Consider the following 23926-nt stretch of genomic DNA (forward strand, 5'->3'; position numbering starts at 1 on the left):
GGTCGTCCTCCCAGCTCTTATCATCAATAAAATAACATCTACTGTTATTTTATATGGAATTATCCTTCATGTCATGTTATATCATGAACATATGAAAAAACGATGAACAAAATAAAAAAAGCCGATGCACGATCGGCTTTTTACTTATTCAGCATCAAGCGGTACGACTGCTTCATGGAATAGTCGGTCTAATTCAGTTTGATGTTTCTGTTTTGTCGCTTCATCCCAGCCAAAACGATCTGCCATATAGTCAACAACAGGCTGTGCATACGTTTTTGCCCAATTGATATTAAATAATAGGCTGCCTGTTCTTCTCAAGAAGAAATCAACAGGTGTTACAGCCAATTCTTCTTCGATCGCATAGACAAGTTCAGCCAACACATATGCGGGAATGTTTCGTTTGTCTGCTTCCCCTTGAAGCTGCTCTACACGCTTGAAGACATTGCTGACGTTTGAGCCATATTTCTCAGCTAATTTTTGTGCAATCGGTTCTGTCAAACCAACGGATGCTCCTTCTGCCGTTTTCGCTTGAACAAAGGATGCCATATTTTTCGAACCGCCTACATGCCCACCTGAAATTGGCATATGTTTCGTTTTACATGGTCCGAAATCTTTTCCAGTTTCCTCTTTCAGTCCATCACGTACAAGATTCACAATGTGTTCAGCCATTTTACGGTAACCTGTTAATTTACCGCCAGCAATCGTGATTAAGCCTGAAGATGATGTCCACACCTCATCTTTACGAGAAATTTCTGAAGGATCTTTGCCTTCTTCATGAATGAGTGGACGAAGACCAGCCCAGTTAGATTCAACGTCTTTTTCTGTAATATGAAGATCTGGGAACATATATTGAATGGCTTTGATCACGTAATCACGATCTGCTTTTGTCATACGCGGATGTTCCAGCTGTTTTTTGTAAACGGTATCTGTTGTTCCCACGTACGTTTTTCCTTCTCTTGGAATCGCAAAGACCATACGTTTATCAGGTGTGTCAAAGTAGATTGCTTGTTTTAATGGGAAAACAGATTGGTCAAATACTAAGTGAATTCCTTTTGTATGCTGTAAATGTTTCCCTTCTTTTGAGTGGTCCTTGTCTCTTAGCTGATCGACCCACGGACCAGTCGCATTGACGATTTTTTTCGCATATACATCGTATGTTTTCTGTGTTGTGACATCTTCAATGACAACACCGACAACTTTGCCTTTATCATAAATAAATTCTTTTACTTTCGCATAGTTGACCGCTTCTGCCCCGAATTTCACAGCCTCTTTCATGACTTCAATTGTCAGGCGTGCATCATCTGTACGGTATTCAACATAGTAGCCCCCGCCTTTTAAGCCATCCTTTTTCACAAGTGGTTCTTTTGCAAGTGTCTCTTTTGCACTTAGCATACTTCTGCGTTCACTATGCTTAACGCCAGCTAAAAAGTCATATACTCTAAGTCCGATTGAAGTTGAAAACTTACCGAATGTCCCGCCTTTATGCATCGGAAGAAGCATCCATTCTGGCGTTGTCACATGAGGACCGTTTTCGTATACGATGGCACGCTCTTTACCGACCTCTGCGACCATTTTCACTTCAAATTGTTTTAAATAACGAAGTCCGCCGTGTACAAGTTTCGTTGAGCGGCTAGATGTACCTGCTGCGAAGTCCTGCATTTCCGCAAGACCGACACGCATTCCGCGTGAAGCCGCATCAAGTGCTGTACCAGCGCCTGTAATACCCCCACCAATGATAAACACATCATATGGTTTTTTTGTCATGTCCTGAAGCATTTGTTCTCTTTCTAAGCTAGAAAAAGTCATCTCTTGTTCCTCCCATGTTGTACGGTAAAGAAAAAGAGACCGCAAACACCCAAAGCGTATTTCTACACTTCGGTGCTTGCGGTCTCTCCAGTTCTCCAACCGTTCTATTAACTTACTTGAAGTATACCATACTTTTTGTTTATTTGAAAGCTTGAGCTGCTTTTACAGCCTTTTTCCACCCGCTGTATAACGAGTCACGGCTGTCTTCTTCCATTTTAGGTTCAAAGCGCTTGTCAAGGTTCCATTGTTTTGCAATGTCTGAACGGTCGTTCCAGAAACCAACTGCTATTCCCGCAAGATAGGCCGCACCGAGTGCCGTCGTTTCATTAATTTCTGGACGTTCTACTGGTACATCGAGCAAATCACTTTGGAAGCCCATTAAGAAATCATTCTTTACAGCTCCGCCATCGACACGCAATGTTTTAAGTGAGATGTTTGAATCTTTTTCCATCGCATCTAAAACATCTTTCGTTTGATAAGCAAGTGATTCTAACGTTGCACGAACAAAGTGCTCTTTAGAAGTACCGCGTGTTAAACCGAATACAGCGCCTCGGACATCACTATCCCAATATGGTGTGCCTAAACCAACGAATGCTGGTACGACATATACGCCGTCTGTTGACTCAACGCGCTCAGCATAAGCTTCACTGTCTTTTGAGTCTTTAAACATTCTAAGTCCATCACGCAGCCACTGGATCGCTGAGCCAGCAACGAAAATACTTCCTTCTAAAGCATATTCAACTTTGCCGTCAATGCCCCATGCAATCGTCGTTAACAATCCATGATCCGACTTAATTGCTTTTTCCCCTGTATTCATCAACATGAAACATCCTGTACCATATGTGTTCTTCGCCATTCCTTCTTCAAAGCAAGCCTGACCGAATAACGCAGACTGCTGATCTCCTGCCGCTCCTGCAATCGGAATATTTTTACCAAAGAAGTGATAGTCTGTTGTTTCACCATAAATGTGTGATGATGGTTTGACGTCTGGCAGCATGGAAGCTGGAACACCTAAGATATCAAGTAGTTCTTCATCCCATTTCAGATCGTAAATATTGAACATTAACGTTCTTGATGCATTCGAATAATCTGTCACGTGTGATTGCCCGCCAGTCATTTTCCAAATGAGCCATGTATCAATTGTGCCAAACAGTAAGTCACCATTTTCTGCTTTCTCACGAGCACCTTCGACATTGTCTAAAATCCATTTCACTTTAGTACCTGAGAAATAAGCATCAATGAGTAGACCCGTTTTATTTCTAAACGTTTCATCGTGCCCTTGCGCTTTTAGCTCATCACATATACCAGATGTTTGTCGTGACTGCCAAACAATTGCATTGTAAACGGGTGCGCCTGTATGTTTATCCCAAACAACAGCTGTCTCACGCTGGTTCGTAATTCCGATACCGGCGATTTGATCTGCTTCAATTCCTGATTCGATTAAAGCAGTTGAAATAACTGATAGAACAGAGCTCCAAATTTCATTTGCATTGTGTTCTACCCAGCCTGGGTTCGGAAAATATTGATTGAATTCCTTCTGAGCTGTATGGGCAATTTTACCTTCTTGATCAAATAAGATCGCTCTTGAGCTTGTTGTCCCTTGATCTAATGCGAGAATATATTTTTCTTTTGCCATGATGTTTTCCTCCCCTTACATACTTTCATTGACAGCATTTGTCTGGTTTTTCGTAGAAACATAGAGTCCTAACAATACCACAACTAAAATAACGCTTACAATCCAAAAGGCTGGTGTGACGTTCGCTTTAAAGGCTGCATTATAGAAAACACCGCCAAATGCACCGCCCAAAATTGGACCAACAACAGGAACCCAAGCATATTTCCAATTTGATGGACCTTTACCTGGAATCGGCAGAATGGCATGTGCGATTCTTGGACCTAAATCACGTGCAGGGTTAATTGCGTAACCAGTTGTACCACCTAATGAAAGACCAATTGCGACAATTAAGAAACCAACAATCAGCGGATTGACTCCGTCTGCAAATTTATTTGCACCAATCGCTAAAATTCCTACCACCAATACAAATGTACCAATGACTTCACTGAGCACGTTTGCAAAAGTATGCGGAATCGCAGGACCAGTTGAGAATACGCCTAGTTTTGCACCTGGATCGTCTGTCGCTTTCCAGTGTGGTAAGTAATGTAAGAAGACAATAATAGCTCCGAGTAATGCGCCAAGCATTTGACCGACAATATACATTGGAACATCAGCCCAAGGAAAACTTCCTTCTAGTGCAAGACCTATTGTCAGCGCCGGGTTTAAATGTGCACCGCTGATTCCTCCAGTGGCATAAGCTGCAATCGCTACTGCAAATCCCCATCCGAAAGCGATTACAATCCAGCCGGACTGGTAAGCGAGCGATTTCTTTAAACTGACTGCCGCACACACACCGCCTCCGAAAATAATAAGAAGCATTGTACCAACGACTTCACCCCAAAATGGTGTCATGAAAAATTCCTCCTCTGGTTCAGTTGCCATCCCCTATAAATGTGTAGAAAAGATAAAGAAAAAAGATCCACAACAAACATACTTTACATCAGGGTCATTTGTCACCTAGTAAAGCGTCGTTGTGGATCTCCGTTTCTCCATCACATGATATTAACTTAGTGCTATAGTAACAGAGGATGAAAACGTTGTCAATCAATTTTCACATTTTATCTTTTTCACTTTTGGAACGCTTTCCAAAGCTCTGTATTCGATGTGGTGACAGCTGTCGCCCCTGCTGCAAGCGCCCTTTCTACATCTTCTTTTGTTCGGATAAATCCTCCTGCAAATATTGGTATTCCAGCTCTTTCGCGCACTTCTGTAATTAAATCTGGCACGACACCCGGCAATACTTCAATAAAATCTGGACGATGTTTCCCGACAAACTCCATGCTTTTTTCCATCGCACTTGTATCAAGTAAAAACATTCGCTGGATGGCATATACCTTTTTCTGCTTGGCTTTTACTATGACAGAAGACCTAGTAGAAATAATGCCAGCTGGTTTCATTTCCTGACAAATAAATTCCGTTCCGTACTCATCATGTTTGATTCCGTGAATGAGATCGACATGGACAAACATTTTTTTATGATGCGCATTCGCCTCATTCATGATGCCCTTAAGCCGCCCTAAGTGAACATCTAGTAAGACCCCATATGTAAATGGACTTTTTAAAAATTCCTCAAATTGCTTCATATTGCGAACAGCAGGTAGAATGGGTTGATCATGAAAACTCATATGCCGTCTCCTTCTCGTGTGTATTGGTTCTATCTTCTCCTTACAGTAATAGAATCGCATGTTTTTTTCAATACACCTAGTGTACCCATTGACCATTCAGCCTAGCAGATCGATCAAAACCTGATCCTTTCAGGGCATAGAAAAAAGCAGAGAAACCTCTCTGCTACAGCGTGTAGGCAAACCCTCGCATTCTTTGTCAGTCCTGCGTGCTGGTGCTCACGAATGTCAAATTCGCTCCGCGCCAGTACTCGTTCTTCCTAGACTGCAAAGGTTTTCTATCACGCTGAAAAGAAGACAAAGGGCTAAAATAAATAATATTTTAGCCCTTTGTCAACAATCTGAAGCAGAGAAATCTCTGCTATAATTGTGCCATGCTTTCTTTTAAAGTATGAATAATGAATGAGGCGTCTTCATCAGTGATATTTAGCGGTGGTGCGAGCTGTGCCACGTTATTATAGCCAGCCACTGTATCGCCATTTTTCCCGATGATCAATCCTCGTTTTTTACATTCTGCAATCAATTGACCGACTACACTTGGATCAGCTGGCTTTTTTGACGCCTGATCCTGCACAAGCTCAATTCCAAACAGCAGGCCTTTTCCTCTCACATCACCGACAAATGGATGCTCTTTTAACTCTTGCAAACGTTCGAGCATGTCTTGGCCAAGCGTGCCTGACCGCTCCACTAATTGCTCGTTTTCCATGATCTCTAGGTTAGCAAGCGCAACCGCACAGGAAGCAGGGTGACCGCCAAATGTATTCACATGCCGTAGCCTGTCATACGTATCTTCTCCTGCATATGCTTCATAAATGTCTCGTTTCACGCACGTTGCAGATAGCGGTAAATATCCACTTGTGATCCCTTTTGCCATGGTGATGATATCTGGCTTCACTTCCTCATGCATAAATCCAAACCGCTTTCCTGTCCGGCCAAAGCCGCATATCACTTCATCCACAATGAGGAGCGCCCCATGATCTTCACAGATTTCTTTCACCTTCTTCAAATATCCTTTTGGCGGCATTAAGATACCGCCTCCTGTAATCATCGGCTCCATGATGACGCCAGCAATGGTCTCACTTAATTCCCACGTCATCGCTTGATCGATTGCATCAGCACTTGCCAAGCTCTCTTGATCTTCAGGATGCCGGTACATATCAGGCGGTGCGACATGGATAAACCCCTGCCCTAACGGTTCATATTTGTACTTACGCTGCGCTTGACCCGTTGCGGCTAGAGCTGCTGCTGTATTGCCATGATACGATCGATATCGGGAAATGAATTTTGTTCGTGTACTCTCTCCCTTTTGCGCATGATATTGTTTGGCAATCTTAAATGCCGCTTCATTCGCTTCAGAACCACTGTTAGAAAAGAAGATCACATAGTCCCCGCCTAGCCATTCATTGAGCTTCTCAGCCAGCTGAATCGCTGGCACATGGCTTTGTGTCAGTGGGTAGTAAGGCATCGTATTTAATTGCTTATACGCCGCTTCTGCAAGCTCTTTACGTCCATATCCGGCATTTACACACCATAGTCCTGACATCCCGTCTAAATAGCGATTTCCATGAATATCTGTCACCCAAGCGCCTTCTGCCTCATGAATCACCATACTTTCATTTTCTTTGTTTGTCCCTTTCATATGATGCCAAATGAACTGATCATCTTTCGCCTGAAGATCTTGTGCGTTATGTGTTTTCATCTTCCCACGCCCCCATGTATCCGTTTTCATCATAAAAGAAGCTTAAACCGGTCCTGCATATGACCTCTCCATTCATTATATGGATAAAAGTGAGGCATATGAAACTGAAACAAGACCGCTCGTGTCGTTACTCTCATTATAAAAAAGGGACCAGACACATTACATTAGACAGATCGTCAACTGATTGAAAAGAACCATGAGACACTCTACTTGATCCCTTGGCAAATCTAACATATACCGTTAATGGCGATTCCCCTGTAAAAATTCATAAGCAAGGATCGCAAATTCAAGCGCTTGACGTTTTGGCGCTTGCATCATATCTTCACCAAGTAAAGCATGAAGCTTATCCAATCTGTGATAAAGCGTCTGCCTCACAATATAGAGCTGGCTTGCGGTTTCTTTTTTAGAACCGTTTGTCTGTAAAAAGATATTCAGCGTCTGATAGAGCCTGCCGCTATTTTGTTTATCATATAAAATCACCGGCTCTAAATACTCTTTCACCATGCATTCTAATAACCCGCTTTCTTTCATGACAGGCATCAACCGAAGCATATGTAAATCTTGATAAAATGGGCTTTTGATCCGTTGCGGCATCACTTTCTTTAAATGCAGCACTTCTTTCGCTGCTTGAAAACTTTTTCTCATGTGCTGAAATTGCTCACAATATGAACCGATTCCATAATTGATGACTGCCTCGCCGGGCTTCTCACGGTCATATAATTGCGTGATGTCGTTTGCCGCTTTTTCTGCACGCTCTTTCCAGTCCTCAACTTTTCTTGTATTCAATAAAATAAATAAGGTTTGTCCTTGATGCTCGTACACAATCAAATAGAAACCAGCACGCTGAAAAATAGAACGGCAAGAGACAAGAAAATAAAGATTCCCTGCGATTTCTTCTATTTGGTGGTTTTTTTGAAAGAGCATCACCACACAGCCGGTCGGTTTTTTCAGTCCTTCTGTTTCCTCAAGGTGTTCTATGATTTCTCTTTCTGTATGCTCTTCATGAAACCATTTTTGCAGCCATTCATTCTCTTTTGTCTTCTTCAGCTCTTCTGTATACAGCTCTCTTAAAGTTTGCTGGGCAAGGGCATTCGCTCCTTTATCCATCACAAGCAGTTCAAATTCCGAGAGCGTGTTCGATTGATGAATGAGGACGAGGTCTGCAAAGGTTTGTTTGAGTGCAAGGACTTGTTTTTGCGTCACTTCATATCCTTTTGGTAATGAAGCATATTGCAAATAATTCATCACAAGCTCTTCTGTTTGTTTGGAAGAATCACATAAAATAATCGGCTCACCTTGAACAGGGATCAGCAGTAGTATCCCTCTCACGTGCTGATACACTTGATCCAAAATATCCATCTGCGGATGAGGAGTCAATAAAAGCTCATTCAACTTGGACGACAGTGTTTCTAAATCCGCCATCATCTGATACTGACGCTCAATCATCATCGTATGGAGATGCTGTGTAATATTGACGAACTTCACTTCTTTTGTAAACAGAATAAGCGGAAAATCACGTTCTTCTGCATAAATAATCAGTTCTTCCGGTACATCAAACCGGAGCGGTACAAATTCAATACATAGTCCAGCCGCACCTGAGTCAATCAATTGCCTTAAAAACGCCTGAAAGACTTCCAATTGATCATGGAAGCCTGCGGCCGTCGTTAAGATCAGCTCGCCTCCGTTTAGCAAATCCTCTACAGCAGGCACTTCAAGTACATGTACCCATTTTACCTGCCGAAACAATCCCTTTTCCCCAGCTAACACTTTCGCATGCGTAAAATGCTTCGTTTTTAACACATCACTTACTTGAAAATGAACATCTACATTCATTCATAAGTCCCCCTTTGTTTGCCGTCCCCTATCCCAGAGGGTGCATGGATAAAATCCATAATAAAACAGGTAAAGTCACAATACTTAAAATCGTACTGAGAAACGTCGTGCTTGAGACAAACTCAGGCTTCGTTCGAAATTGCACAGCCATCAGCGTTGTATTCGCCGCTGTCGGCATCGCTGCAACTAAAATCATAATTTGTTTCACCAAATCATCTACAGGTAAAATAAGTGTAAAACCAAAGGCGATGAGAGGTGAAATAAACAGCTTGAGCAGCACCGCATAGGAAATATTGCGATAATCCACTTGTTTAAAAGAAATCACTGCGAGCTGCATACCTAAAATCAGCATAATCGTTGGTATCGCTGCATCCCCGACCAGCTGAACACCTGTCATAAGCTCTTTAGGTAATGAAAGGTCAATGAGCTGAAATAATAGACCAAGAAGAGCCCCGTAAGCAACCGGCATACGCAGCACTTTTTTTAGAACGACCTTCAAGTCTCCCGCGTCCTCTCCACCTTTTGCTGCATAATACATGCCGATCGTACTCATGACGAGCTGCTGAAGGACCATTAGCACAATCGCAATATCTAAACCAGCTGCTCCAAAAACAAGAAGGACAACAGGCGTGCCGTAATTTCCATTATTCATAAATGCTGATGACAAAATCATGGCACAATACGTTTCATTCGAATACCCGTAAATTCGAGATAAAATGAAGACACATAAAACAAGTGAAAGACAAAGCCCTACGACAAATATAGATAAGTACACATAGTCCATCGATACTTTATTTTGATAAAAGGTTTCAAACGCAAGAAATGGTGACATTAAATATAAAGACATAGATGAGAGCGTATGTATATCAAAACCAATTGTCTTCTGCCCAATATACCCTATAAGGAATATGCCGAACACTGGCATTAAGACAAGTAAAAACTCCATGCAGCACCTACTTTTCTCTAGATGAATTCCTATTTTTTACCCTCTTATCATACCACTGATCATCAATAAAAAAGAAGCACCCTTATGAAAGGTCGCTTCTCTCCTCATCCATATAAAACACTTCCCATAAATGACCATCACGATCCTGAAAGCTCCAGCCATACATGAAATCATGGTCTTGTTTTTCCTTAAACGGTGAACCACCAGCTGCGATCGCACGCTCTACAAGCTCATCAACCTCTTCCCTCGTCTCGACCTGTAAAGAGATAATGACCTCTGCGCCATTTCTGGCATCTACCAATTCCTTCTCTGAAATGGATTGGAAATGCTTAAGTGATAACAGCATGACTGTGATCGTCTCATTCATCACAAAACAAGCAGCATGTTCATTCGTCAGTTCTTGTTGAAAGTCAAAACCTAGCTGTTCAAAGAAATCCTTTGACTCATTTACATGCTTAACCGGCAAATTGATATACAGATGTTTAGATTCTCGCCCCATATCCCTCTCCCTTTGTAAAACATCATTTCCATTCAGTATATTCGTCTTTTCATTTGGCATCCCTTTGTCGCATGAAAAAATAAGCGGTAAGCCCCATTACCTTATTTTAACAAAAATGTATAATAAATCTCGTGCACAATACTAAATGAACTAGGAGGTTTTCTTAATGAAAACAATCGCAAAATCTTTGATGCTCTCCACCTCTGTCCTTTTATTCGCTTCACCTATTACACAAACGGCTGATGCTGCATCTATTCAAACGAAGCAGGTGACAGCAGAAAGTGATTTTCAGCTTCCTTCAACAACAGACACCATTAAACAAAACATCGAACAATCTTTCCAAAAACAAGAAAAGTGGCTACAAAAATTAGAAGTGATTGCCGGACAAGAAAAACGCGAACAATTTGAACAGTTTTTCAACCAGCATGTAGGACCTGATTTAAAAAATCTTTTAGAAGAGCCTGCTCTTACATGGAAACAAGTAGAAAAAACGATTTATCAATCTCTTGTCAAATCAGACGTTCCATTTTTAGCTGCCAAAAGCATTGCCCACTTTGCTACACTCGCATTAAAGAAAATGTAAACATAAAGAAAAGCGCCTCGCATAACTGCGGGGCGCTTGTTTTGGTTATTTCTTATATTCAATATGATACACGTCTCTTCTTCGGTCTTTCAGCTGACGAACCGTCCCATCTTGACGCTGCCTTCTTAATATTTCTAAGTCGACATCACCGACAACCACCATTTCAATATTCGGGTTGCATTCCCCTACAATGCCATCTCTTGCGAATTCAAAATCAGATGGTGCAAAGATTGCTGATTGTGCATATTGGACATCCATGTTTTCTGTTTGCGGAAGGTTTCCGACCGTTCCAGAAATGACCGTATATATCTGATTTTCAATCGCTCTCGCCTGCGCACAGTAACGTACTCGTAAATAGCCTTGACGGTCTTCTGTACAGAATGGAGTGAAAATAATTTTCGCTCCTTTGTCAGTTGCAATTCGAGCAAGCTCAGGGAATTCAATATCGTAGCAAATTTGGATCGCAATTTTCCCGCAGTCCGTATCAAATACCCGGACTTGGTCACCAGCTGAAATCCCCCACCATTTTCTTTCATTCGGCGTGATATGCAACTTATATTGCTTTTCAATTGTTCCATCACGTCTAAATAAATAGGCGATATTATAGATTTTCCCTTCCTCTTCAACGAAATGAGAACCACCGATGATATTAATGTTGTACTTGACCGAGAGATCTGTAAACAAATTGATGTAGTCCTCGGTATATTCTGTGATCCGCTGCACTGCTAGACTTGGTGATCTCTCTTCTAAATATGACATAAGCTGCGTTGTAAAGATTTCCGGGAAAACGGCAAAGTCAGCTGACGCATCTGATGCCACATCCACGTAATACTCCACTTGATTCATAAACTCCTCAAAGGAATGAATTTGCTTCATTGCATATTGAATGACACAAATTCGTACTGGGAACGCCGATTTATAATATCTTTTCGATTGCGGGCGATAATCGACATTGTTCCATTCCATTAGCGTTGCGTACGTACTGGAAGCTTTATCATCCGGCAAGTAATTCGGATTGATCCGCATCAGGCTAAATTCATTTAACAGCTGAAAAGATAGCACAGGATCATAAATTTGGTGCAGCATGACTTGCTCTACATATTGGCGAGGCGTCATTTCCTCTTGATATTTATGATAATTCGGGATACGTCCGCCAATGATGATGCTTTTTAAATTTAATCTTCTCGCTAAGTCTTTTCTTGCTTCGTATAAACGATGACCGATTTTCATCCGGCGGTACTCAGGACTGACCATTACTTCAATTCCGTACATATTCATCCCATCTGGATTATGGTTTGTGATATATCCATCATCTGTGATGTCCTGCCATGTGTGACGATCATCGTATTCATCAAAGTTAATTAATAAACTTGAACATGAGCCAATGATTTCTCCCTCGAATTCCGCACAGAACTGGCCTTCTGGGAAATGTTCAAGGTGGCTTTCAAGGTGCTCTTTTTTCCAAGGGTCCATGCCTGGAAAGCATACCTCTTGCAATGCGATGATTCGGTCGATATCTTCTTCTCTAATATTTCGAATCACCATTCTTTTTTCAAATCGCGTTAAATCTAGTTTTTCTGCCATGATGTATTGCCCCCTTACTGATCCTCTTTTTCAAGCTGATGGAATAGCTGGAGCAATTCGATTTCAGCCATGGATTCTAATCTCGCATCATATTCTTCAAACTGCAGTGTGCTCGTCACTTTATTTGGCACGATGACACATTTCATACCCGCTCGTTTGGCAGCGATTGACCCATTCACAGAGTCCTCAAATGCCACGCAATCTTTTGGCTCAACGCCTAAGCATTGTGCGGTTTGCAAATAAAGTTCTGGGTGAGGTTTCACTTCTTCCACATCGTCTGACGTGCGGATACATTCAAAGTAATCGAAAAGTCCAATTTGTTTCAGGTGATCAGACACCCATTTATAATCTGAGCTGGAAGCAAGTCCAATCTTAATTCCAAGCTCCTTTGCCGCTTCTAAATAAGCTTCTACACCAGGTCTTGCTGCTTCGTCCTTCATTCTCTTTTGAAAACGTGAACGCCGGTCTTCTGTGAGAGCCTCATGATCTAATGTCTTCCCTAACTGCTCTTCCAAATATTCAAAAGGCTTAAAACCTGCCTGCGTTCCAATCACATTTCCCCATACAGACAGAGGCAACTCCGATTCATGCTCCGCAAACATTTCCTGCAGAACCTCATATTCATGTGTTTCTGTATCTAAAATTAATCCATCAAAATCAAATATAATCGCCTTTACCAAAGAGGCCACTCCTTTTTTCCGAAAGTCTGAAATATCTTCCATACTGCTATCATATCGTGAATAAAATTGACTTTCAAAGATGAATGTCTGCTAAAATGATTATGTATAAAAGGAGCCTGCATCGTTTTGTCAGGCTCCTGTCATGTTCGATTCTTTCTGCAAGAGATCCAAGCGCTCCGATTCGTGGAGAATAGACATTGTTGAAAAAGAGCGGAATTGGTATTACAGATCTTGAAGGTTTCTCCGTTCCCTTAAAAATAGTATGTGCGACGACCTTGTAAGTTAACAAGGAAGTTCACACCAACTTTTACGCATTTTGAAGGTGACGGCCTGCAAAATCATCTAAATCAAACGGGAAAGAAAAGCCGCACGCATTAACTTGTTCACGGTTGAGTTCAAATAACTCACGATCTCGTTTTGTGATATGTCGCTTCGGCTTTAAAATAATGGTATGTAATAGCTGAAGACCTGATAAGATACGAAAAGCATCATCCATTGTCCCGTTATACACACCATCAATGAATGTAAGCGGGGGTTGTTTTTCCTGCGCTTCTCCATTGACAGAATGGGATAAGAGATCTTCAATTTCCTTTGATACTTCTTCAATTGCCTGCTCTTGAAGGTCTGTCGCAGCTTTCATTAATCTCACGTGGCATCTACCTCTCTGTCGTTATTACTCCATTCAGAATAGCACAGAAAAAAAGTCATTCGCTAAGGTAAGTGTTTCCTATATATACCCAAAGAGAGGACGAATATCATGATCATAAAAGGACACATGCTCTCCCTAAAAGTAGGTGAGCAGCAAAATGGCATTTCCTTAAGTCAATTTTTAAAAGACGAAGTGTCTGCCTCTAAACCAATTATCCATTTTTGGATGGAGCACCAAAAAGTCCGTCTCAATCAAAAACCTGCCCACCATGCTGCAAAAGTGAGTACAGGTGATCAGATTCTCATTGATTTATTTGAGACGGAAGAAAGTGATGTGACGCCAGAATACGGTGAATTAGAGGTACTCTTTGAAGACGAGCATTTATTAGTTGTCCAAAAGCCTGCTGGAAAGCCGACGCATCCAAATGAAAAAGGACAAACAGGTACGCTGGCGAACCTAGTCGCTTTCCATTTTCAAGCAAATGGAGAAGAAAAGCGGGTCAGACATATACATAGGCTGGATCAAGACACAAGCGGCACCGTTATTTTTGCCAAACACAGGTTGGCACATGCTGTACTCGATCAAATGCTTTCAAAAAAAGCGATTAACAGAACGTATCTTGCCATCGCACAAGGACTGTTTAAGAAAAAGAAAGGAACGATCCAAGCAGCCATTGGACGTGATAAACACCATGCCGTCAGAAGGAGGGTTTCTCCTACTGGTCAAAGCGCCAAGACTCATTATGAGGTCTTCCATCTCAATAAACGTTTACAGATGACGGCCGTTAAGCTGCGATTAGAAACAGGCAGAACGCATCAAATTCGGGTCCATCTTAGCAGTCTCGGGCATCCTTTAGCTGGCGATACATTATATGGCGGGAAGCGTGACCTGATAAACAGATGCGCCCTTCATGCCAAACAAGTAGACATGAACCATCCATTCACAGGTGAAAAGCTGACGATAGAAGCACCGCTTCCACCTGATATGGCTGAATTAATGGACAATATGTAGAAAAAAGAGCCTGATCATACAGGCTCTTTTGACGTTAGACAGATGCTCTTTTCGCATAAATAATGTACCGCTCTGGTGCGTTGCCGACAAAATGAAATGGATAGCATGTGGTTAACACAAGCTCTTCCTTTTTATTTTGTAAGGTAATAATGGATGTATCATGCTGATCCACAATTTTCGTATGCGTGATTTCATAAACAAACTCACCATACGGTACAGTGATTTTTAGCTGATCCCCAATATCCAGTTCACCAGTCCGGCGGAAGACCGTATCCCTGTGTCCCGACAAAACGATTTGTCCATTTTGATCAGGGTAATAACTGCCTTTATAATGACCGACGCCTTTGGCAAGGTCGTCCGCATCTGTCCCTTCAACAATCGGCAAATCGGCTTTTAATTTCGGAATGGTCAGGATGCCAGAGGCTTTCCCCATTTCAGGTGAAAATTTTTCCTTTGTCATCCCTTGATCAGTTTCTACGACCTTCTTTGCTTCCTCTAAAGAATGTGCTGTTTGTAAGTGAGTAGAAGCCATTTGCCAGATTCCCCAGCCAAGCACCACAATCCCCGCTGACATGACAATCACTGCAAGCCATTTTTTCATGCGTTAACTCCTTTGTCTTTGCTGATGATTCTTTAGCTTGCTGCTGCCTTTTCTTCTTGTTTCGCTTGTTGAATTCGGCCCTCTTTTTGATACACAATAGAAGCTCCCTCGAAGCTCTTTACAAAAGCGACCGTTGCTTCTAAATCTTCTGGGCCTGTTTCCGGATTTTTCCCTAGCCGCCCAATCGGTGCATACTTACTTCCAGTGGCAGTCGCCATGAAGTTGTTCACTGTGAGTGTATACGTTTTATCGAAATCAACGGAAGAACCATCAGGCAGTTTTAAGTCGACTACTTTATATGTTAACGGATTGTACGAATAAGAAAAGCCTGAAATGCTATAATCCGGTCCAAATTGAGGAGATATTTGAGCTTCAATGATATCAACTAAATCTTTCCCCTTAATGTCCAGCTTCACTAACACATTTCCAAATGGCTGAATATTAAAGAGGTCTCCCCAAGTAATGGGTCCTTTTTCGAGATTTTGTCTGATGCCGCCACCATTCATCATGGCAAAGTCACTTTTCATTGAATATCTCATGCCATCCGCAATGAGATTGCCAAGTGGTGTATCACCATCATTTGAATAGCCGCCCTCCATCTTGACCCCTGCTTCTCCAACCACCTCACTAATAATCGGCTCCACTTCTTTTCCGTAACGAGCTAAAATGTCCGCTGCCTCCTGATCCTTTTCAATACCAGCCTGGTCTACATACTGGATGTTTGCACTCTTTTTGACAATATCTTTTGTTTTCCGGTCAAGTGTGACATTGACTTCTCCAATTGTCTTTCCGTATTCAAAGGCTTGGACAATTAATTTTCCATTCACTTCTCCATTGACCACTTCGTGATTATGGCCAGCGAAAATGACATCAATTTCGTCATCGCCTTCTTTGGCCAGCCTTGCACTTTCTCCAGTAATGGTATCGCCATTTTGAGAGGCGGTCATATGAGCCAGAACTGCGATCGCTTTAATCCCTTTTTGCTTTAATTCCTTCGCTGCTTCATTGACAGCTTGGACTTCATCAGTAAATTGAATGTCTTTAATTCCTTCTGGCATGACCATACCTGCCGCTGATGTTGTCACAATCCCGATAAAAGCCACAGGAATTCCTTCGACATCCATGATTTCATAGGCCGGTAAAAGTGGTTTGCCAGTATCCTTGTATTCACAGTTTGCACAAACAAGCGGGAAGTTCTGCCCATCATATCCTTTTGTGCCTTTCGGGTGATCTCCACCTTTTAAGATTCGTAATAGTTCGTCTACACCTTCATCAAACTCATGGTTGCCAACTGTCCCAACGTCAAAGCCGATGTTCTCCATTAGTTCAACCGTTGGTTCATCTTGTAAAAGAGAAGATATTGGCGAGCTTCCGCCTATCATATCTCCTGCATGAACTGTCAGTGTATTTTTTTGCGCAGCTTGCTTTTGTTTTATATAAGCCGCCACATAATCCATCCGTCCATATGTTCCTTTACTGCCATCACCTTTTACATCCAGCTCATATTGCTGATCAATTTTCCCATGCAAATCATTCATGCTTAAAATGGTTAATGGGACTTCACTGGATGATTCTGACGCCTGATATCCTGCCTGCTCTGCTTCTTCTTTAGAAGCAAAAAAGACACGTTTATCTACATCGATCTCATTCCAGCTGTCAGGTGATACGTAGGTTTTTGCAGATGAATCCCCCACATAACGTGTGAGCCCTTTTTTCTGCTCGCGTGCTCTAAATTCAAACGGCTGTTCTAGCAGAGGATCTTCTTCATTCCAAATACCAAGCCCTTTTTCCTTGGCATCTTTCACTGCTTGCTGGAACATCTGATACTCTTTTTCATCTCCAACAGGCCAGATGAAATAAGTAGGGGCATATCCTTTTTTCACAAGCTCTAGGTTCGTATTCAGCCCTTTTTTGGTTTTGACTTGAGCTAAAAGACGTCCATATCCATCCTTTGCTTCCGGGCCAATCTTTAATGTGACTCGATCACCACTTGAAAGAAGTGTTTTTAAATAATCCGTCGCTTTTTGTCCAAAGCGCAGCTGGTTTTGATCTAATTCATTTTTTGGCTTGTGGTAGGTTTCTGGTGTGTCCATATTCACGAAGCGTACCTTTGTTGTGCCGAGCACAGGCTTCTTCAAATGAATGGTATCTCCATCCACAACACGATCTACCGTTGCCTCATATTCTTTTTTGATTTTTGGCGGCTTTGGCTGGTGCTTCAGCAATTTGACATCGGTTTTGTGTCTTGGAAGTACTTGCAGCGTATCATATCTGCTTAAAACGCCAGTAAACTCATACCATTTTCCGGTCTTCACTTGATCAATGGCACCCGTATCAACCATGACTCTAAGGACTGTGCTATGATATTTTTTATCGATGATGACCACATTGTATCCACCGCCAGCTGGCTGATCTGGCGTCTGTTCTACATAGCCTTTTACCTTCACTAATCTTCCTTCATATTTGCTTGCCTGATCCGATTCCAATTGTTTAATGGAAACTTTCTTTGGCGAAGGCAATGGCTGATTCACAGCCTCTATCTTCAGACGATCTTGATCTGGCACAATTTCAACGAGCCCTTTATAAGTCGTCACCTTGCCAATCACCGTGACCTTCATGCCTGCTTTCAGTTCTGGAAAATTCTTAGGCTGCGCAGAATAAATATTGAGACCAGCTGTTTTGTCTTGAATATATGTTGATAGTTTCCCATTCCCTATAGCGGATTGATCTGCTGTTACGATTCCGCTCACCGTTACCGTTTCTCCTATCAGTTTTCGGGCTTTTTTTATGTTCATCGGCTTTGTTTGTTTCCATAAAGTCTGCTTTTTCTCAGAAGAAGAAAACGCCTCAGCTGTCATGATACTAGGCAGTAAAGATTGCAGACTAAATATCACCAAAATCAAACAACAGACCATTCGAATAGATTGTATACGTTTCATTAGATTTCTCCCCTTTGAACTTCATCTCTTCTAGTGTACAAAGCAATTATTAAGACTGGATGGATTTCATGTAAAGCTGATCTCAATTACTTGGAAACGTAATAATCACACGTGTCCCTTCAAAGCTTTTGCTCTCAAAACGAATGGTACCGCCATGGCTTTCAATAATCTTAATGGTCATCATTAATCCAAGACCCGTGCCTTTTTCTTTCGTTGTGTAAAAAGGTTCACCTAATTTCCCAATCTCCTCTTCTGGTATGCCCTTTCCTTGGTCTTCAAATATCAGCATCATTTGGTCGTTTTTCAATAATGAAGTCACTTGGATCACACCTGTTACTCCATCCATCGCTTCAATTCCGTTTTTAAGAATGTTAAGGAACACTTGTTTTAGTTCATTTGGAATGCCTTGAATATGTGGCAGTGAGGGCGCCAGATTCTTTTGAATCGACACTCCTTTTAAGACCGCCTGAGATTCAACGACCATAATGACTTCTTCGAGCAGAAGATTCACATTCACCGGTTCAAATTTAACAGATTTACTTCTAGAGAGCACAAGGAATTCGTTAATAATAGACTCAAGCCGATTAAACTCTGACATCATCACATCGGCATAATCCTTCTGATACTTTTTACTTTGAATCATTAGCTGTAAAAAGCCTTTTAACGACGTAAGTGGGTTACGTATCTCATGAGCAATACCAGCTGCAAGCTGTCCAACTGCTGACAGCATTTCAGACTTCATCAGCATTTTCTCAGACTGTTTTTGACTTGTAATATCCTCTGAAATCCGCATGACAGTAGACTGCATTTTGTCAGGGTCATCGATTCGGTGTAAAGAGACTCTTTCCCATCGCTCACGCCCTGATAAGTTCTGAAAATACAGCTCACCTGTCCAGCTGCCCTCTCTTAAACACATGTCCCATTGTTTCGCTAGATCATCACATTGACACAACGCATAATAGACAGAAAAAATATCTTTTCCGATCAAGTCATATTCATGCTGTTGTACAAACTGACAAAAGCGCTGGTTGACACACTGAATGACACCTTCTCCTGTTGCAACCACAATATGAATATGGCTGTTATCAAGTGCTGTCACCGCAAGATGAAGAGCCTGCTTCAATTTCGTCATTTCGGTCATTTTGATCCAGGTCATCACTGCTCCCTCGCGATCTTGATCATAGAAAGGCGTCAAATGAACCGTGAATTGTTCTCCTTCGTTCGTTTCAATTTCACGTTCGATCACGCGCCTATCTGAAATGACAGATTGAATATCATGATAGAGCATTTCCTTCGATAACTTCTTCACCATCGACTGAAACGTTTGCTGGTGCCGGGTTTGAGCTGAAGTGAATAAAGAGGTAGCTGTAGGAGTGTGATAGCGAATATTCATTTCCCGGTCCACAAACAACGTGGCAAGTTCTGGCTTCACAGACGGCCGGTACAGTTCTTCTCTTGTCACCTTTAAATTGTTTATAATATTAATAAAATGCTCGTTTGTTTTCTCGCGCACTTCTATTTGCTTGTTTTTTTCTTTTAATTGAGCCCTTGCTTCTTGCTCCTTTTGTTTGACCTCATTGAGCTCGTTTTCTAAATCGACAATTCGCTGTTGATAAACCGAATTCTGCTCTAACATCTCTTTGTCCCTGCCGTTCTTTTGATTTTTTCCTCTCTCACTCATCCGAATGAGAATGACGTATACTCCTTTAAAACGGCGATCAAAATGTTTCACTGTGAAATCAGCATACTGCTTTCTTCCATTTTCCGAAATGAGGACATGTTGAAAGACAACCTCAGTCTCTTCAGTCCATACCTTTTGAAAGCTTTGACTTAGTATCTCTTTCATATAATCAGGGGTTACATATTCACATAATTCATCTGAGACTTCTGCATGCGCTAAGAAAGAATAGGCACCGTTTGATATCGCGAGGATTTTCTCGCAATCGTCTATGATGAAACATGCATCATACTCCTGCTCTACTTCTTTCATATATTGAACAGCTCGTTCTTTTAACTCCGTATGACCTGCATTGTATTTAGGAACGTTTGAGTGGGTGTAAATGTTCCACTTTTCATTGAACAAATGAAATAAACGAGGGATATTGGGTACCTTTTCATTCGGTCCTAATATCAACATCCCTTGATCCTTTAGTGCATATTGGAATCGAGATAAGACTCGTTTTTGTACTTCTGGCTGGAAGTACATCAGAACATTTCGGCAACTGATAAAATCGAGGTGGATAAAAGGTGAATCGATCAATAAATTGTGAGGAGCAAAAACAATATGTTTTCTAAGCGACTGCTTCACAATAAAAGCGTCACCTTTTTTTTCGAAATATCGTGCCCTCCATTTTTCTGGCATCCGTGCCATAGACTCAAGCGAATAAACACCTTTGCTTGCACTTTGGATGGCTTTCCGGTTGATGTCTGTTGCAAACACTTGAAGTTCAATGGACACTTGTCTTCGTTTCATTTCTTCTAAAAATAACATCGCAAAAGAATAGGCTTCTTCACCTGTAGAACATCCTGCAATCCAAATGCGGCATCGAGATTTCCCATTTTTCAATGTATTATCAATGATCGACGGAATGATGTGATGTTCACATACTCGAAAGGCTTCCATATCTCTAAAAAAGGAAGTCGTGCCGCTTAAGAGCTGTACATGCAGGCGATCAAGCTCATCTGGTTCTCTCTCTAATAAACGATCGTACTCGGACAATAAGGAGATCGATTGGTTCGCACTCCTCATTCTTTTTTGAATGACAGAGAGCAGTCTCCGCTTCTCATAGGTTGAAAATGCAATTCCTTTATGCATTTCAAGACGTTCAATGATTCTGATCAAAACAGGGTCTGCAACATCTGTATGCGGAACGTTGATGATGTTGGCTATATATGACGCAAGTGCAGAAGGGTCTTGAAATGTTTGATGATACATACGATCAAACCCACTATTTGTCTCACTGCACGATATGGCTGTACCGCCTTGCTCAACGATTTGAAGCAAACCACTTCCTACACAATAGCCTTTTTGAAAAAAGATCGCATAGGCCTCTTCCTTTTGCACAATTGCAAGTGACTGAAACAACGAATTTACAGCACACGCCTTGTTCGTAGGATGCTGCTCTGTTATGTGTAGCCGTTTGTCTTCTGTCAATGTCACAGCTGCATGCTGCGGACAAACATAAATCGTATTTTTCATGACTTTCTCACCATGCTTAATCGGCTTTGCCCGGTAGCCAATCGGTAAAACAAGTGCTTCCAAATCAGTTACACAATCGCCTGTCACATGATTTTGCACAACAATAAAAGAGGCATTTAATTCATGCGGAAATGATTGAAAAAAAGCCTCAAGATGATGCTGTTCAAACGGCGAAACACCGATGCCAATCACTGGTGCCTGCACATGTTCGTCTTCTATCAAACGATTAATGATTTTGTCCTGCATCTGGTACCCCCATGTTCATTCGTCTGATACATTTTTTCGACAAAAAGGAAGAAAACCCTCTAATTGTAAATAATGTTTTTGCATGAAAGGAGGAAAACTTCCTCACATTAAAACAGACTGTATAAACAGAAGGAGGATTCTTTATGCAAAACGATCAGCAACCAAACGTTCAAGGACATGTCCAGCAGTCCCAATTCAATCATGGCGGGCATGAGTTATTTGATTTACATGAGGTATTAGCAGGGACCATTAATATTTTGGATCAGTACATGATCTTTCGGCAATTTATCCAAGATCCCGCATTATCCGACATGTTAGATCGACAATATCAATTTGTATTGTCCCAGTACAACGTCACGGTAGATTGCTTTTCTACTGGTCAAAAGCCTAGTGAAGAAACATCTACTTATATGATGAAAGAACAGACACAGGTGACATACGGAATAAAACCATCCCAGCCTAAGAAGCCAAATCAATCATTACAGGATGTAAAAGATGCGGGAATTACAGGGCATATGCTTGGTCTCATGAAATCTCATGCTGGATTACTCTCAATGACTGCATTAGAGGTCACAAACCCTGTGGTGCGACGTGTGCTTGCAGCGCAAATCCCGAACTTTATTGAAATGGCGTATGAAATTTTCTTATATCAAAACAAACATAGCTATTATCAAGTTCCGCAGCTTACAGCGCAAGATATGCAGGCGATGACGTCTACATTTGCCCCTATGCAGGGACAAGTGCAGATGCCGCCAAGCAAAGCCAACCAGCAAAAACCGCTTCATTAACCAAAAACAACGGCCGCCCTATTTACAGGTCAGCCGTTTTTTCTTTGATAATTCAGTTTAAATTGCTCTTCAAAATCTGTGAGACGTTGTCCTGTCGCTTGTTCAAACCCTCTATCAAAACGACTAGTTTTCGCCGTTTCCTCCATGATCTCATGTATGACATCTCGTCCATAAAGCTGCACAAGCTCATAGATCATATAGTAGCTTTGTAAATAAACATCTGTCTCATACGTCGTGCGAGATTCTTGCCAGTCTTGATCAGAATAAAGAGATTTAAAAGGAATGACGTCAAACCGTTCAGACGTGGCGTTCAGCACATCATAGGCCGTCCATTCTGCTGTTCCTTCATGGAACCAAAGGGGAAAGACGACTGGAGATACATTGTATGCATGCACCTTTTCATAGAAAACGAAATGGGCATACTCATGAATGAATAACGTGTTGAAAAAGTATAAAGGCAGTGTCTCTTTCTTCAACAATTCTTCCCGTTTATCTGGGTATAATCCAATCATATGATCAACATCAGAATAAAAACCTGTAATATGCTTGATACCGGCAAATTGCTCAATCGTCTCTTTATCATCAAAATAAATGATATCTAACGGTTTGTCAGCTTCATACTGAAACACTGACATCGTTCTCTTCTTTGCCTGTTCCAGCGCTTCTATGGTCAAATCGACAAAGGCGCCCTCATCCTTTGCATAGTATATTCGAATATGTTCATAGACTTGCTTATTGAGTCCTTCCGTTAAGACCGTTTTAGGCGAAGAATGCTGCTCTAGATATTGCTCTGCCAGCTGGAACCCTACATAAATCAAGTACGCAGTGAACGCATAAAAAATCAAACCTGCTGCAATCATTCCGCTTACAAGTTTTTTATGAATTAATGACGGTTTTGCTTTCATTTACTCCCCACCTGAATTCATCCTGCAACCTCTTTCTCTCTATGAAAAAACAAAGATCAACAAGAGGTGATATATTTTTTACTTTATGCAGTCAGGTGCGCAAGGTGCGGTTCCAAACAAAAAAGCCGCATATGACATACGGCTTTTGTCGTAGCTATTTTGATTCAGGGAAGACACGTCGAACCGTTTCAGTAAACTCGTCGAAGAATCCTGAAATTGGCTCTCCACTTCTAATACGTTTTCCGTACCCTGCCATACGATCGACAAAGTCTGGATTAGCAGATACATACACATTATCAATTTGTTGATCCGTCGATTTGACTTTGTCAGAAATTTTCTTTTTCAAATCGTCTGTTACATCTCCGCTTTTATTGCCTTCAAGCACGACAGCAACAAATGCATTTTTCCCTGTGACAAGTATGTTCGCTGTTTTCACTTCAGACATGTTGGCAACAAGCTCTGATGCCTTATCTGCCACTTTCACCTTCTGAGGTGTTTGTACATTTGGTTGATCCTGTCTCATGTTGTCGTTCTTATATGTGACATTTTCGTACTGTCGTTTCATTGTTCCTCTTCGTTCATCGCCTTGGTTGTTCATTCCACACCCAGCAGTGATCAATGTTGGAACGAGTAATAAAGATAGCATCCATTTCTTATTCATCAATTTATTCCCTCCTTTTGCTCATAGGTTTTTCATCCAGCAGACTTTTTATGCACACAT

Annotated in this window: 19 protein-coding genes; 3 read left to right on the plus strand and 16 right to left on the minus strand. The window is 41.5% G+C overall.

What is annotated here, in order from left to right:
* Positions 1 to 144: 144 nt before the first annotated feature.
* The 8 genes from glpD to M2369_RS17485 all read right to left on the minus strand — a co-directional run bounded on the left by glpD (position 145) and on the right by M2369_RS17485 (position 10020).
* Positions 145 to 1806, minus strand: a complete 1662-nt coding sequence (gene glpD / locus M2369_RS17450; protein WP_039169256.1) for a glycerol-3-phosphate dehydrogenase — start codon at positions 1804 to 1806, stop codon at positions 145 to 147.
* Positions 1807 to 1945: 139 nt separating this feature from the next.
* Positions 1946 to 3442 (minus strand): glycerol kinase GlpK, encoded by a 1497-nt coding sequence (gene glpK, locus M2369_RS17455; RefSeq protein WP_007497075.1) that lies wholly within the window; start codon positions 3440 to 3442, stop codon positions 1946 to 1948.
* 15 nt (positions 3443 to 3457) lie between these two features.
* Positions 3458 to 4273 carry an MIP/aquaporin family protein gene (locus M2369_RS17460; RefSeq protein ID WP_008349011.1) on the minus strand — a complete coding sequence of 272 codons (816 nt, stop codon included), beginning with the start codon at positions 4271 to 4273 and terminating at the stop codon, positions 3458 to 3460.
* A 215-nt stretch (positions 4274 to 4488) separates the two neighbouring features.
* Positions 4489 to 5046, minus strand: a complete 558-nt coding sequence (locus M2369_RS17465; RefSeq protein WP_017360356.1) for a glycerol-3-phosphate responsive antiterminator — start codon at positions 5044 to 5046, stop codon at positions 4489 to 4491.
* 358 nt (positions 5047 to 5404) lie between these two features.
* Complete coding sequence (locus M2369_RS17470) at positions 5405 to 6742, minus strand: aspartate aminotransferase family protein (protein WP_061418518.1); 1338 nt, start codon at positions 6740 to 6742, stop codon at positions 5405 to 5407.
* A gap of 240 nt (positions 6743 to 6982) precedes the next feature.
* Entirely contained in the window at positions 6983 to 8575 is a 1593-nt protein-coding gene (locus M2369_RS17475; RefSeq protein ID WP_039169252.1) for a PucR family transcriptional regulator, read from the minus strand.
* Positions 8576 to 8603: 28 nt separating this feature from the next.
* On the minus strand, positions 8604 to 9521 hold the full coding sequence (locus tag M2369_RS17480) for an AEC family transporter (protein WP_007497064.1): 918 nt from the start codon (positions 9519 to 9521) through the stop codon (positions 8604 to 8606).
* Between the two features lie 82 nt (positions 9522 to 9603).
* Complete coding sequence (locus M2369_RS17485; RefSeq protein WP_024719950.1) at positions 9604 to 10020, minus strand: VOC family protein; 417 nt, start codon at positions 10018 to 10020, stop codon at positions 9604 to 9606.
* A 166-nt stretch (positions 10021 to 10186) separates the two neighbouring features.
* On the opposite strand from M2369_RS17485, the gene M2369_RS17490 reads away from it, so the two are divergent.
* Positions 10187 to 10603 carry a hypothetical protein gene (locus tag M2369_RS17490; protein WP_024719949.1) on the plus strand — a complete coding sequence of 139 codons (417 nt, stop codon included), beginning with the start codon at positions 10187 to 10189 and terminating at the stop codon, positions 10601 to 10603.
* A gap of 45 nt (positions 10604 to 10648) precedes the next feature.
* Here the strand turns inward: M2369_RS17490 and M2369_RS17495 are convergent, their stop codons facing one another.
* The 3 genes from M2369_RS17495 to M2369_RS17505 all read right to left on the minus strand — a co-directional run bounded on the left by M2369_RS17495 (position 10649) and on the right by M2369_RS17505 (position 13516).
* Positions 10649 to 12187 (minus strand): bifunctional GNAT family N-acetyltransferase/carbon-nitrogen hydrolase family protein, encoded by a 1539-nt coding sequence (locus M2369_RS17495; protein ID WP_041507539.1) that lies wholly within the window; start codon positions 12185 to 12187, stop codon positions 10649 to 10651.
* 14 nt (positions 12188 to 12201) lie between these two features.
* The gene (locus tag M2369_RS17500) at positions 12202 to 12867 is read right to left on the minus strand and encodes an HAD family hydrolase (RefSeq protein ID WP_017366913.1); all 666 of its coding nucleotides are present in this window, start codon (positions 12865 to 12867) and stop codon (positions 12202 to 12204) included.
* A gap of 307 nt (positions 12868 to 13174) precedes the next feature.
* Positions 13175 to 13516, minus strand: coding sequence for a DUF5365 family protein (locus M2369_RS17505; protein WP_024719947.1), 342 nt, complete (start codon positions 13514 to 13516; stop codon positions 13175 to 13177).
* 108 nt (positions 13517 to 13624) lie between these two features.
* Between M2369_RS17505 and M2369_RS17510 the strand changes: the two genes are divergently transcribed.
* Positions 13625 to 14527: an RluA family pseudouridine synthase gene (locus M2369_RS17510; RefSeq protein WP_024719946.1), complete on the plus strand. Its 903-nt coding sequence runs from the start codon at positions 13625 to 13627 to the stop codon at positions 14525 to 14527.
* Positions 14528 to 14561: 34 nt separating this feature from the next.
* Here the strand turns inward: M2369_RS17510 and M2369_RS17515 are convergent, their stop codons facing one another.
* The 3 genes from M2369_RS17515 to M2369_RS17525 all read right to left on the minus strand — a co-directional run bounded on the left by M2369_RS17515 (position 14562) and on the right by M2369_RS17525 (position 21512).
* Positions 14562 to 15128, minus strand: a complete 567-nt coding sequence (locus M2369_RS17515; RefSeq protein ID WP_024719945.1) for a class D sortase — start codon at positions 15126 to 15128, stop codon at positions 14562 to 14564.
* 32 nt (positions 15129 to 15160) lie between these two features.
* A complete protein-coding gene (locus tag M2369_RS17520; protein WP_259255311.1) occupies positions 15161 to 18067 on the minus strand; it encodes a 5'-nucleotidase C-terminal domain-containing protein in 2907 nt (968 codons plus the stop codon).
* A gap of 82 nt (positions 18068 to 18149) precedes the next feature.
* On the minus strand, positions 18150 to 21512 hold the full coding sequence (locus tag M2369_RS17525; RefSeq protein ID WP_041507541.1) for a CheR family methyltransferase: 3363 nt from the start codon (positions 21510 to 21512) through the stop codon (positions 18150 to 18152).
* A gap of 143 nt (positions 21513 to 21655) precedes the next feature.
* Between M2369_RS17525 and M2369_RS17530 the strand changes: the two genes are divergently transcribed.
* Positions 21656 to 22300 carry a spore coat protein gene (locus M2369_RS17530; protein WP_041507542.1) on the plus strand — a complete coding sequence of 215 codons (645 nt, stop codon included), beginning with the start codon at positions 21656 to 21658 and terminating at the stop codon, positions 22298 to 22300.
* A 29-nt stretch (positions 22301 to 22329) separates the two neighbouring features.
* Here M2369_RS17530 and M2369_RS17535 read toward each other — a convergent pair whose 3' ends face one another.
* Positions 22330 to 23205, minus strand: a complete 876-nt coding sequence (locus M2369_RS17535) for a hypothetical protein (RefSeq protein ID WP_041507543.1) — start codon at positions 23203 to 23205, stop codon at positions 22330 to 22332.
* A gap of 154 nt (positions 23206 to 23359) precedes the next feature.
* On the minus strand, positions 23360 to 23866 hold the full coding sequence (locus tag M2369_RS17540; protein ID WP_259255318.1) for a YhcN/YlaJ family sporulation lipoprotein: 507 nt from the start codon (positions 23864 to 23866) through the stop codon (positions 23360 to 23362).
* Positions 23867 to 23926 lie beyond the last annotated feature (60 nt).

Origin of the sequence: Bacillus sp. JUb11 (assembly GCF_024807925.1) — a bacterium.
Lineage (GTDB): Bacteria > Bacillota > Bacilli > Bacillales > Bacillaceae > Bacillus > Bacillus altitudinis.